Annotated in this window: 10 protein-coding genes and 1 tRNA gene; 4 read left to right on the forward strand and 7 right to left on the reverse strand. The window is 62.1% G+C overall.

The features are described 5' to 3' along the window. Positions 1–68 precede the first annotated feature (68 nt). The 3 genes from fzlA to DFK10_RS11840 all read right to left on the reverse strand — a co-directional run bounded on the left by fzlA (position 69) and on the right by DFK10_RS11840 (position 2,508). Positions 69–734, reverse strand: a complete 666-nt coding sequence (gene fzlA / locus DFK10_RS11830; protein WP_109389238.1) for an FtsZ-binding protein FzlA — start codon at positions 732–734, stop codon at positions 69–71. Positions 735–800: 66 nt separating this feature from the next. Then, positions 801–1,529, reverse strand: a complete 729-nt coding sequence (gene mtgA, locus DFK10_RS11835) for a monofunctional biosynthetic peptidoglycan transglycosylase (RefSeq protein WP_109389251.1) — start codon at positions 1,527–1,529, stop codon at positions 801–803. Positions 1,530–1,560: 31 nt separating this feature from the next. Beyond that, complete coding sequence (locus DFK10_RS11840) at positions 1,561–2,508, reverse strand: Hint domain-containing protein (RefSeq protein ID WP_109389239.1); 948 nt, start codon at positions 2,506–2,508, stop codon at positions 1,561–1,563. Between the two features lie 33 nt (positions 2,509–2,541). Between DFK10_RS11840 and DFK10_RS16510 the strand changes: the two genes are divergently transcribed. After that, positions 2,542–2,691, forward strand: coding sequence for a hypothetical protein (locus DFK10_RS16510; RefSeq protein WP_217810143.1), 150 nt, complete (start codon positions 2,542–2,544; stop codon positions 2,689–2,691). A 42-nt stretch (positions 2,692–2,733) separates the two neighbouring features. Here the strand turns inward: DFK10_RS16510 and gltB are convergent, their stop codons facing one another. From gltB to DFK10_RS11855, 3 genes are read right to left on the reverse strand one after another with little or no spacing between them, the layout of a single operon-like run. After that, on the reverse strand, positions 2,734–7,272 hold the full coding sequence (gltB, locus tag DFK10_RS11845; protein WP_109389240.1) for a glutamate synthase large subunit: 4,539 nt from the start codon (positions 7,270–7,272) through the stop codon (positions 2,734–2,736). Between the two features lie 50 nt (positions 7,273–7,322). After that, positions 7,323–8,012, reverse strand: coding sequence for a hypothetical protein (locus DFK10_RS11850; RefSeq protein ID WP_109389241.1), 690 nt, complete (start codon positions 8,010–8,012; stop codon positions 7,323–7,325). A 49-nt stretch (positions 8,013–8,061) separates the two neighbouring features. Beyond that, positions 8,062–9,495: an NAD(P)-dependent oxidoreductase gene (locus tag DFK10_RS11855; protein ID WP_109389242.1), complete on the reverse strand. Its 1,434-nt coding sequence runs from the start codon at positions 9,493–9,495 to the stop codon at positions 8,062–8,064. Between the two features lie 216 nt (positions 9,496–9,711). Between DFK10_RS11855 and DFK10_RS11860 the strand changes: the two genes are divergently transcribed. Continuing rightward, the gene (locus DFK10_RS11860) at positions 9,712–10,515 is read left to right on the forward strand and encodes an undecaprenyl-diphosphate phosphatase (protein ID WP_109389252.1); all 804 of its coding nucleotides are present in this window, start codon (positions 9,712–9,714) and stop codon (positions 10,513–10,515) included. On the opposite strand, the gene DFK10_RS11865 is transcribed toward DFK10_RS11860, so the two are convergent. After that, on the reverse strand, positions 10,512–11,492 hold the full coding sequence (locus DFK10_RS11865) for a complex I NDUFA9 subunit family protein (RefSeq protein ID WP_109389243.1): 981 nt from the start codon (positions 11,490–11,492) through the stop codon (positions 10,512–10,514). The genes DFK10_RS11860 and DFK10_RS11865 overlap by 4 nt on opposite strands. Positions 11,493–11,660: 168 nt before the next feature. On the opposite strand from DFK10_RS11865, the gene DFK10_RS11870 reads away from it, so the two are divergent. Both DFK10_RS11870 and DFK10_RS16760 read left to right on the forward strand, forming a co-directional pair. Beyond that, a tRNA-Leu gene (locus DFK10_RS11870) sits at positions 11,661–11,747 on the forward strand. A 69-nt stretch (positions 11,748–11,816) separates the two neighbouring features. Then, the coding region (locus tag DFK10_RS16760) for a DUF6538 domain-containing protein (protein ID WP_408005591.1) at positions 11,817–12,025 on the forward strand (209 nt) is incomplete at its 3' end.

Here is a 12,025-nt window from a genome sequence, read left to right on the forward strand (position 1 = left end):
AAATACCGTGGGGAGCGCGAGGGGCAAAGCCCCTCGCGCGGGTCGGCGCCGAAGGCGGCGAAACCGGATCAGAAATCCAGGTCGGCATAATGCGCAGGTTGCGGAAAGCCCGGCACCTGGTCGGCCAGGATCGACCGGAAGGCGGGCCGCGACTTGATCTTGGCATACCAGTCCTTGACCACCTCGGACCGGTTCCAGTCCACGTCCGAGATATAGTCCAGGCAGCTCAGATGCGCGGCGGCGGCGAAATCGGCAAGGCTCATCTGGTCGCCGGCCAGCCAGCGCCGCTGGTCCAGCAACCAGGTCATGTAGTCGATGTGATACTTGATCGCCTTGGCGCCGGCCTTGACGTTGGTGCTGTCGGGATAGCCGGTGCCCATGACCTTGCGGAACACCCGTTCACCCATCAGCTTGGTCGTCACCTCGGCATTGAACTTGTCATCGAACCAGGCCACCAGCCGACGCATCTCGTAACGGCCCTCGGGCGTTGCAGGCAGTAGAGCCGGAGTGGGATGGGCATCTTCCAGATACTCGCAGATGGCGGTGCTGTCGGCCATGGTGCGGTTGCCCATCTTCAGCACCGGCACCTTGCCGGCCGGATTGCGGCGCAGGAAATCCGGGTCCTTTTCCCAATAGCGTTCCTCGACCAGCTCCACCTCGATCTTCTTTTCCGCGAGGCTCAGGCGCACTTTGCGGCAGAAGGGCGAAAGGGGATAATGGTAGAGGCGGTTCATGAACGGGTCTCTGCAAGGGCTATTCTCCCTTCAATGCCCGAAGGGCCGGACTTGTTCAATCCCGGCTCAGTCCTCGAAACACTCTGCGCGGCCATCCACGCGGATCGTCGCCGCCCCGTCGAGGATGCTGGCCGCCCGAGATCGCACGAAGGCTGACGGCTGCGCCGCCGACCGCGCCTTGGGGTCGGGCAGCACCGCAGCAAGACGCGCCGCTTGGGTCGGGGTCAGATCCCGCGCTTGGACACCGAAATAGTGAACCGCCGCGGCCTCGACACCGAATACACCCTCATCGAACTCGGCCACGTTCAGGTAGACTTCGAGAATCCGCCGCTTGGTCCAGACGGCCTCGACCACAGGCGTAAGCAATGCCTCAAGGGATTTGCGGAACCAGCTGCGCCCCTGCCAGAGATAAACGTTCTTGACCGTCTGCTGGCTGATCGTTGACCCCCCGCGCCCGGTCCCGTCATTCATGGCGGCGCGGATCGCGGACAGGTCCAAACCCCAGTGCAGGCAGTAATCGGCATCCTCGGCGGCGACGGCGGCGCGGGCCATGACCGGCGCGATTTCTTCCATGGGGACCCAGGTATGGTCCACCCCATCCAGACGGCTGCTTTCCGAGAACATGTATGGCGTGGTCGGCGGGTTCACCACCGTGAAAAGCCCGACCACCAGAACCGTAGCCCCAAGCACGATCAGCCCTCCCCTCAGAAGCCAGCGGCGCAGGAACAAGCGCAACCTGCGCAGGCGCGGCTCCTTGCTTGTGTCTTGCTTGCGGGATGCAGTCTTCCTGGCCATGAGGCCCATTCACACCGTTCCAACGGTCCGGTCAAGCAGCGGCTCTTATCGGCTGCGAAAACTGTCTCGAACAAAGCACTTCGGCCTCTGGCCGCTTGAGAACATAGCGCGCGGTCTGCCATTGTTGTGTTGGTGTGCCGACCAGTTCCGGAAACAACGCCGTGATTTCGTCGTGCATTTCCGGGTGTTCCGACCGGATGAAATCGCCGGGATACAGGCTTTCCGACGCCTGCCCATCGGCGAAAACAACTTCATGCCGGTCGAACATCAGGTGGTGATATGTCACCGACCGGCTCGGGACCCGGTTGATCGTGTCCCCATTGACCAGGTGCTTGGCCGCAACCAGCACCTCGTCCTGTCCGAAAAGAAGTTCAGCGCGCCACCCCGTGACCAGAACCCTGTGATTGGGCGAAAGAAGCATGGCCCTGTGATTGTTCATCGCGCCCGGCGCAAATCGGATCGGCGCGAAATCCGTCAATCCGGATACCGTCCGGGCACCCCGCCAGCGCACCGGCTGCAACCCACTGTCCAGCGTCTGAACAAGGTCACCTTCGGTGATCCGTTCGACCGCCACCGCGCCCCTGTCGGTTTCGATCATCGTGCCGGATGCGAAACAGGGCGGTCCAAGTTCAGAGGCGAGCAAAGGCCCCTCGCCCGACACCCAGGTTGTGCTGACAAGAGTCCCGTTCTGCAGCACCTGACCGTCATTGGGCGTGAAGACTCGCGAACCGTCGGCCAGGTAAAAGGTGACGCCTGTATAGGTCACGTTGCCGACGCCCGGCACGTTCAACGTTACCGAGTCCTCCGCGTAAGAGGCCGTTATGTCGATTCCGTTGATATTGTCGTTATCGAACCGGTCGAAATCCGAGTCGTCGTTCTGGTCCGTGAGTGTCCGAACGGAGTAGGTCATCGCCGTACCCGACGGCGGCGGCGCGTAGGGATCGATGGTCAGGAACTGGTCTGTGTAACTCGTCGGCATGATTGAACTCGCAGGGTTAATGCTTGTTCAACCATGACCTTCGATTTGGTCGGATTTCGGGAAGAATTGCGGAGCAAAAAAGAATTCACCCCGCGCGGCAATCAAGAAGATCCTGCCGTTTTTTCAATTACAATCAGCGCCTTGCAACGGCCTGCAGCGCAAAAGGATTGTCCCAGCATGTGAAACGACCCGCCGATTGGCGGGTCGATTGTGTCATATATGTGGTCATTCCGCAGGAACGGCGCTGTCTTCCAGCGAGAGCGGTGCCGACAGGTGCGGCAGCATTTCCTTCGGGCAGACCTGCAGGAAATTCGGCTTTTCGACATCCCAATGCTGCAGGATATCGGCGGCCTTGCGGCTACCGGTTTCGGCGGCGTGGCGTTCGATCAGGCCTTTCAGCTCTGCCTCCCAATGGTCAACCGTGACCGGGCAGGTCACCAGCGTTTCCATGTTCATCAGGGCCTGGGATTTGCCCTCGGGATCGTAGAGATAGGCCATCCCGCCGGTCATGCCGGCCCCGAAATTCGCGCCGATTCCACCAAGGATCACCGCGACGCCGCCGGTCATGTATTCACACCCGTTGGAGCCGCAGCCCTCGATCACGACATGAGCACCGGAGTTGCGCACGGCGAACCGTTCACCGGCACGACCGGCCGCGAACAGGTAGCCCGCCGTCGCCCCGTAAAGCACCGTGTTGCCGATGATCGTATTTTCCGACGCCACCAGCGGCGATTGCATCGGCGGGCGCACCACGATCGTGCCACCCGAAAGGCCCTTGCCGACGTAATCGTTGGCGTCGCCCGACACTTCCAGCTTCAGACCCGGCGCAAGGAACGCACCCAGCGACTGACCCGCGCTGCCCTTCAGCTTGACGGTCAGGTGGTCCGGCTGAAGATCGTTGCGCATGCCGAAATTGCGCACGATGTGGCTGGACGTGCGCGTGCCGATGGTCCGCAGCGTGTTCTGCACCGCATATTCCAGCTGCATCTTCTCGCCGTCTTCGAGGAAACGCGCGGCGTCCTTGACGATCTGCGCATCCAAAGTGTCCAGCACCTCGTTGCGCGGCTTGTTCCGGTCATAGACGATGTCCTTCGCCCCATCGACCGTGATCAGCAGGGGGTTCAGGTCGAGGTCGTCCAGATGCGCGGACCCGCGGCTGACCTGGGCCAGAAGATCGGCCCGGCCAATCACCTCATCAAGGCTGCGCGCCCCGATTTCGGCGAGGATTTCGCGCACCTCGGATGCGTAGAAGGTGATCAGGTTGACCACCTTGTCGGCATTGCCGGTGAACTTCTCGCGCAGGCGTTCATCCTGCGTGCAGACCCCGACCGGGCAGGTGTTCGACTGGCACTGACGCACCATGATGCAGCCCATCGCGATCAGCGCGGCGGTGCCGATGCCGTATTCCTCGGCCCCCATCATCGCCGCCATGACGATGTCGCGGCCCGTGCGCAGCCCGCCATCGGTCCGCAATGTGATGCGGTCGCGCAGGTTGTTCATCGACAGGACCTGATGCGCCTCGGTCAGGCCCATTTCCCAGGGAAGGCCCGCATACTTGATACTGGTCGCCGGGCTGGCGCCGGTGCCACCGTTATGGCCTGAGATCAGAATCACGTCAGCCTTGGCCTTGGCCACGCCGGCCGCAATCGTGCCGACACCGGAGGACGCCACCAGCTTGACCGTCACCTTGCAGCGCGGGTTGATCTGCTTGAGGTCATAGATCAGCTGCGCGAGGTCCTCGATCGAATAGATGTCGTGGTGCGGCGGGGGCGAGATCAGCGTCACGCCCTTGGTCGAGTGCCGCAAACGCGCGATCAGATCGGTGACCTTCATGCCGGGCAGCTGGCCACCCTCGCCGGGCTTGGCGCCCTGGGCCACCTTGATTTCCAGCTCTTCGCACTGGTTGAGGTATTCAGCGGTCACACCGAACCGGCCCGATGCCACCTGCTTGATCTTGGCGGACGGGTTATCGCCATTGGGCTCCGGCACGAAATGCGCCGGATCCTCGCCACCTTCGCCGCTGTCGGACTTGGCACCGATGCGGTTCATGGCGACGTTCAGCGTCTTGTGTGCCTCGGGCGACAGCGCACCCAAAGACATGCCCGGCGTCACGAACCGCTTGCGGATGCTGGTGATGCTTTCGACCTCTTCGATCGGCACCGGGTTGCCCAGCGGCTTGATCGCCAGCAGGTCGCGCAGGTGAATCGGCGGGTTCGATTGCATGGCGTTGGAATACTGCTTCCAAAGCTCGAACGACGCCCGATTGCAGGCCTGCTGCATCAGGTGCATGGTCGTCGCTTCCCAAGCGTGTTTCTCGCCCGAGCGGCGCGCCTTGTAGAAACCACCGATGGGCAGAACGTCCTGGCCACCCTGCCAGCCCTGCGCGTGGACCTGTTCGACCTTTTTCTGCAGGCCGGTCAGGCCGATGCCCGAGATGCGGCTGTGCATGCCCGGGAAGAACTCGTTGACCATGGCGCGGGACAGGCCCACGGCCTCGAAATTCAACCCGCCACGATAGGACGAGATGACCGAGATCCCCATCTTGGCCATGATCTTGAGCAAGCCCTGGTCGATGGCGTTGCGATAGCGGGCCACGGCCTCGGTCAGGGTCATGTCCAGCAGGCCGCGCTCGATGCGATCATCGAGGCTGTCCTCGGCCAGATAGGCGTTGACGACCGTGGCGCCACAGCCGACGAGCACGGCAAAATAATGCGGATCGATGCATTCCGCCGAGCGCACGTTGATCGAGGAGAACGTCCGCAGACCCTTGCGTGTCAGCCAGCTGTGCACGGCACTGGTGGCCAGGATCATCGGCATCGGCACCTTGTCCGGGTTCTGATGCTGATCGGTCAGGATCAGGTGCCCGGCACCGGAGCGCACGGCGTCCTCTGCCTCTTCGCGGATTCGGGCCAATGCGTCGCGCAAGGCGTCTTGCCCGCCACCGGCCGGGAAGGTGCAGTCGATCTCGACCGACGGGGCATTGAACGCCTCGACCAGAGCATCCCATTGGGCATTGCCCACGAACGGGCTCTCCAGCACGAGAATCTCGGTCTGGCTGCTGTCCTCGTCCAGCACGTTCTTGAGGTTGCCGAAGCGGGTCTTGAGGCTCATCACCCGGAATTCGCGCAAGCTGTCGATCGGCGGGTTGGTGACCTGGCTGAAATTCTGGCGGAAGAAGTGGCTCAGCGGACGATACTTGTCGGACAGGACCGCACTGGGCGTATCGTCGCCCATCGAGGCGATGGCTTCTTTGCCATCCTCTGCCATGGGAACAAGGATGCTCTCCAGTTCTTCGATACTGTATCCGGCGGCGATCTGGCGCTTGCGCAGCTCGGCCCCGGAATAGAGAGGCGTCTCGGTCACGCCGGACAGCTTCGTTTCAAGGTCGTTGATCTTGCCGACCCAATCACCGAAGGGCAGCGCGCGGGCCAGCTTGTTCTTGATCTCGGTGTCATGGAACAACTCGCCCTTGGCCATGTCGATGGCCAGCATCTGGCCCGGTCCCAACGCGCCCTTTTCAGCAACGGTGGCTTCATCCGTGGGCACCATCCCCACCTCGGACCCGGCAATGACCAGCCCGTCGCCGGTGACGACGTAGCGCATGGGACGCAGACCGTTGCGGTCGAGCCCCGCGCAGACCCAGCGCCCATCGGTCATGGCCAGGGCGGCCGGGCCGTCCCAGGGCTCCATCACGGAGTTGCAGTAGGAATACATGTCGCGCCAGGCCTGCGGCAGTTCGGTGGCCTGCTTCGACCAGCTTTCCGGCACCATCAGGGTCTTGGCCATCGGCGCCGAGCGGCCCGACCTCACCAGGACCTCGAACACCGCATCCAGCGCGGCCGAGTCCGACGAGCCTTGCGGAACGATTGGCTTGATATCCTCGGCCATGTCGCCGAACGCGGCGCTGGCCATGCGGATCTCGTGGCTTTTCATCCAGTTCAGGTTGCCCTTGAGCGTGTTGATTTCGCCGTTATGGGCAAGCATCCGGAAGGGTTGCGCCAGCCACCATTGCGGGAACGTGTTGGTGGAATAGCGCTGGTGATAGATGGCGAAGGCGCTTTCGAACCGCTCGTCCTGCAAATCGGGATAGAATTCGGCAACCTGCTCGGCCAGCATCATGCCCTTGTAGATGATCGACCGGCAGGACAGCGAGGCAAGGTAGAGTTCCTTGACGCCAGCCGCAGCGGCAGCCTTCTCGATCCGGCGGCGGATCACGTAGAGCTCGCGCTCGAAGGTTTCTTCGTCCACGCCCTTGGAATTGGAAATCAGGATCTGCTCGATCTCGGGGCGGGTGGCGTTGGCCTTTTCACCCAGGCACTCGATCGCCACGGGCACATGCCGCCAGCCATAGATATAGTAGCCCATGCGCAGCACTTCGGATTCCACGATGGTCCGGCAGGTTTCCTGCGCGCCGAAATCCGTGCGCGGCAGGAACACCTGGCCCACGGCCAGCAATTCGTCCTTGCGCGGCGTGTGGCCGGTGCGTTCGACCTGGTCGTAGAAGAAGGGCACGGGAATCTGCACGTGGATGCCCGCGCCGTCGCCGGTCTTGCCATCCGCATCGACCGCACCCCGATGCCAGACGGCCTTGAGCGCATCGATGCCGTTCTGCACCACCTGGCGCGACGGTTTGCCATCAAGGGACACGACAAGGCCGACGCCGCAATTGGCTTTCTCGTCTTCTGGCCGATACAGGCCGTTCTCGGCCATCCAGTCACGCTTCGCCTGTTCCTGTGCGGCCCAATCGGCGTCAAACTTGGTCATGGTCTTGCTCCTCGTTTCGCCCATTCGGGCGCGCTTGATCGGTTATGCGGTCAATCCGTGCGGTAGGACGACATGACGACGCCACAGCCATATTTCGGATTGACGGATAGAAAGCCCGGTTCGCCGGGAAAGATGAATTCGACGGGAGTGCCGTCACTTTCGAAACTGCCATCGGACGTCTGGTACTCGCTGACCCCCGAAAGGAAGACGCGCCACTCAGGGTGCACGAATTCACGCCCCTGCCCGCGCCAAAGCTCTTCGCCGTCGGCGCTGCGCGACACGATTTCGTATTCGGTGCGTAGAAGCGTCACGTCGTCGATCACGACGCGTTCGCCGGTCAGTCGATCTTCGCCAGTGTAGCGGGTCGGCCCGATCTCGTCGCTTTCGGTCACGAAATCCCAGGTGTCGCGGTCATTCGCCAGAAGCTCGCTCAACGACGCACGGTCGGCCGGATTGGATTCGAGGCGTTCGGAATGGCCGGACAGAAGATGAAAGCTCTCGATCCACTGGGCCTCGGAATCGACTCGGCCGACATAGGTAATCATCTCTTCATCCAGGTCGGCGCGGCGGGTATGGCCCGCCGGGTCTGCCTCGCAGGTGAACATGTGGCTAACGGTGCAATCCTTGCCCTGAACGGTCACGAAGGCCTCGCAGCCGTCGGGCATCTGGAACGTCTGGCCAACCGCCCAACCGGGCGCTGCCAGCATCGCGGCGATGCTCATTATTGCGACTGTCTTCATCCTGCGCTCCTGTTTCTGGCCGACCACTCGGGCCGGCGAGGCACCCGGCCTATTCCGCGGCGACCGATGCCCCTTGGGACAGATCCTCCAGGATCGCGTCGGCCGCATCGCGACCGTCCTTGATCGCCCAGACGACAAGGCTGGCCCCACGGACGATGTCGCCGGCGGCATAGACACCGTCGAGGCTCGTCAGACCCGTGGTGAACGCGGCCTTCACGGTGCCCCAGCGGGTCACCTCCAGCCCGTCAACGCCCCACAGCCGCGGCAGATCCTCGGGCTCGAAGCCCAGCGCCTTGATGACCAGGTCAGCCTCTTCGACATAGTCGCTGCCCTCGATCAGCTCGGGCATCTGGCGACCACTGGCATCGGGTGCGCCAAGGCGCATTTGCTGAACCATGACCCCTTCGACCGCGTCCCCTGTGAACCCCTTGGGCGCGGACAGCCAGACGAATTCGACACCCTCTTCCTCGGCATTCTGCACTTCGCGCTGCGAACCGGGCATGTTGGCCCGATCCCGGCGATACAGGCACTTGACGCTTTCGGCGCCCTGGCGGATCGCCGTGCGCACGCAATCCATGGCGGTGTCACCACCGCCGATCACGACAACCTTCTTGCCTTGCGCATTCAGCTCGCCGCTTTCGAATTCCTCGACATCGTCGCCAAAACTCTTGCGGTTCGAGGCGGTCAGGTAGTCGATTGCCCGAACGATCCCGTCGGCCCCCGACCCGGGGGCGGGCAGTTCGCGCGACTTGTAGACGCCGGTGGCAATCAGCACGGCCTCGTGCTTGCCGCGGATGGCATCGAACGAGATATCCTCGCCCACATTGCAGTTGGTGACGAATTCGACACCAGCATCTTCAAGCTGCTTGATGCGGCGCATGACCACGTCCTTCTCAAGCTTGAAGCCCGGTATGCCGTAGGTCATCAGCCCGCCCGCGCGGTCATAGCGGTCATAGACGGTCACCTGCACGCCAGCACGACGCAGCCGTTCGGCGGCGGCCAGCCCGGCCGGCCCGGCACCGATGATCCCGACGCTTTCCGACCGTTCCGCATGGGGGGTGATCGGCTTGACCCAGCCCTTTTCCCAAGCGGTGTCGGTGATGTATTTTTCGACCGAGCCGATGGTCACGGTGCCGTGGCCCGACTGTTCGATCACGCAATTCCCTTCGCACAGGCGATCCTGCGGGCAGATCCGGCCGCAGATTTCCGGGAAGGTATTGGTCGCCTGGCTCAACTCGTAGGCTTCTTCCAGACGATTCTCGGCGGTCAAGCGCAGCCAGTCCGGAATGTTGTTGTGAAGCGGGCAATGCGACTGGCAATAGGGCACACCGCATTGGCTGCAGCGCGCCGCCTGTTCCTTGGCCTTCTCGTCCGCGTATTCGGCGTAGATCTCGTGGAAATCGGTCCGGCGCAGGTCGGGGGCGCGCTTTTCCGGCATATCCCGTTCCACGTCGACAAACTTGAGCATCTTCTGATCGGCCACGTCCCATCCTCCAACAGAGCCCCGAGAGCGCCCCGTTTAAACCGAACCGGAACAGAATAAAAGTCATTATTGTTGACCTAGTTTGTGGAAATAGTCGCTTGCGGTGACTTGCGCCAGTCATCAAAGGGCATTTTTATGTCCGTTTCGGACCTATTGCCCGGCTTTCGCTTTTTCGCACCTGATGTAGAAACGTCGGAAACGAATCAGGCACCCCGCATGTCGCTATTCACGCTGATCCTTGTCTCTGTCGTCCAGGGCATCACCGAGTTCCTGCCGATCTCTTCGTCGGGTCACTTGATCCTGATCCCGCAGGTGACGGGTGGCGCGGACCAGGGGCAGGTGATCGACGTGGCTGTGCATGTCGGAACCTTGCTGGCCGTGATCGGCTATTTCTGGCGCGACGTGCGCGGGGCGCTTCTCGGGCTGCCCAGGTTGCTGCACGGCAAGGCCGATACCGAAGGCGCGCGGCTGGCATTATTGCTGATTATCGCGACAATTCCGGCGGTTCTGTTCGGGCTGGCTCTGAAACTGACCGGGCTGGACGACATGATGCGATCCATGGCGCTGATCGGCTGGACCATGCTGATCTTCGGCATCGTCCTTTACTGGGCCGACCAGACCGGCGGCACCAGCAAGCAGGCCGGCGACTGGACCCTGCGCGACGCGATCATCATGGGGTTTTGGCAGGCCTTGGCCCTGATCCCAGGCACGTCGCGATCCGGCATCACGATCACCGCGGCGCGGCGACTGGGCTATGGCCGCGAAGACAGTGCCAAGCTGGCCATGTTGATGTCGATCCCGGTGATTCTGGCCTCGGGCGTGCTTCTGGGGGCGGAGGTTGCGCTGACCGCCAATGCACAAGCGGCCCGCGATGGCGCGATTGCCGCGCTGCTGTCATTCCTGGCCGCATTGGCTGCACTGTCGCTGATGATGCGGCTTCTCAAATCCGTCAGCTTCACGCCCTACGTGATCTATCGCGTGATCCTGGGACTCGTGCTGCTCGTGGCCGCTTACAGCTAGGTGTTCAGATTGCGCGCCGATTCCTTGATCGCCGCATACTGGCCCGAGGGGCGGAAACGCCACAGGTAGTCCGGCAGGATCGCTTCCATCGATTGCGGCTTGATGCCCAGATCGGCAAAGCCCTTTGCATCCTCCGGCACCACGTTATCGACCTTGAGCGACAGAACCTGGTCCTTGGTGATCGGCCCCTTGACGAGGCCAAGGCTGATCACCTCTCCGATCCGGAAGATCCGCGCCATCAGACCCGCCATCCAGAACGGCATGTTGAAGATCAGGCGGCGGCGGCGGATCACGCCCAGCATTTGCCGCATCAACTCTCGGAAGGTATTCACGTCCGGCCCACCGAGCTCGTAAACCCCCGGCGCGGCCTCGCCCAACGCCCCCTTGACTGCGGCCTCGGCCACGTCGTCCACATGGGCCGGCTGAAAGCGGGTGTCGCCGCCGACGATGGGCAGGATCGGGCTGATCGTGGTCATGCCCGCGAACCGGTTGAAGAAATTGTCATCCTGCCCGAACAGGATCGAGGGGCGCAGGATCACTGCGCCGGGCATATGAACCAAAACACCGGCCTCTCCCTCGGCCTTGGTTCGGGCATAGTCACTTTCGGCTTCGGCGTTGGCTCCGATAGCCGAAACATGAACCATGCGGGCCACACCCTCTTCCGCAGCGATACGGGCGATCCTCTCTGCGCCCTCGGACTGCACGGCGTCGAAATTGTTCTTGCCGAACGCGTCGAACGTGCCGACGCAGTTGATCGCCACATCGGCCCCATGCACCACAGCGCGCACGCTGTCGTCATCCCGGATATTGCAGAAGACAGGCTCGACCTGCCCCACCACGCCATAGGGCTTCACGAACATGGCCTCGTTCGGGCGCCGGACGGCAACGCGGACCCGCCAGCCTTCCTTGGCCATGCGCCGGGCGATGTATCGTCCCAGAAAACCAGACCCGCCGAAAATCGTGACAAGATTGGACATGGTCTTACCCCTCGTGGCTATCGCTCCCTTGCGTTTATCGCCCGCGCCCCTGACAAACAAGGCGGATTTGCCGGAAGGCTGCCGATCCGCGCCCGGCGGCAAAAACATCGCGGAATCGCGTTGACAGCATCGGCGTGCAGGCGTAAACGCCCTGCTCACGACATCTGTGCCCAGATGGCGGAATTGGTAGACGCGCCAGCTTCAGGTGCTGGTGTCCGTATGGACGTGGAGGTTCGAGTCCTCTTCTGGGCACCATTTCTTCAGTCTAAATATCTGTAAAATAACAACTTTTTGTTTGGCGGGAACCAACCGTAGAACAAATCGTTGAACAAATCCCCAAAACATACCTTTAAAAAATCGGGCATTTACTACTTCGTGCGTCGGATTCCTAAGCACGTCAGAGAATTCTATTCTGTTGATAAGATTAGCTTTTCTCTGAAAACTACTTGTGATGCTGTTGCGAGCAGGCGGGCACAAAGACTGACAAACCTACTGGATGAACAGTGGTTCGCCATGGGCATACAGCAGGATGT

It is taken from the genome of Salibaculum griseiflavum (assembly GCF_003129565.1).
Classification (GTDB): domain Bacteria; phylum Pseudomonadota; class Alphaproteobacteria; order Rhodobacterales; family Rhodobacteraceae; genus Salibaculum; species Salibaculum griseiflavum.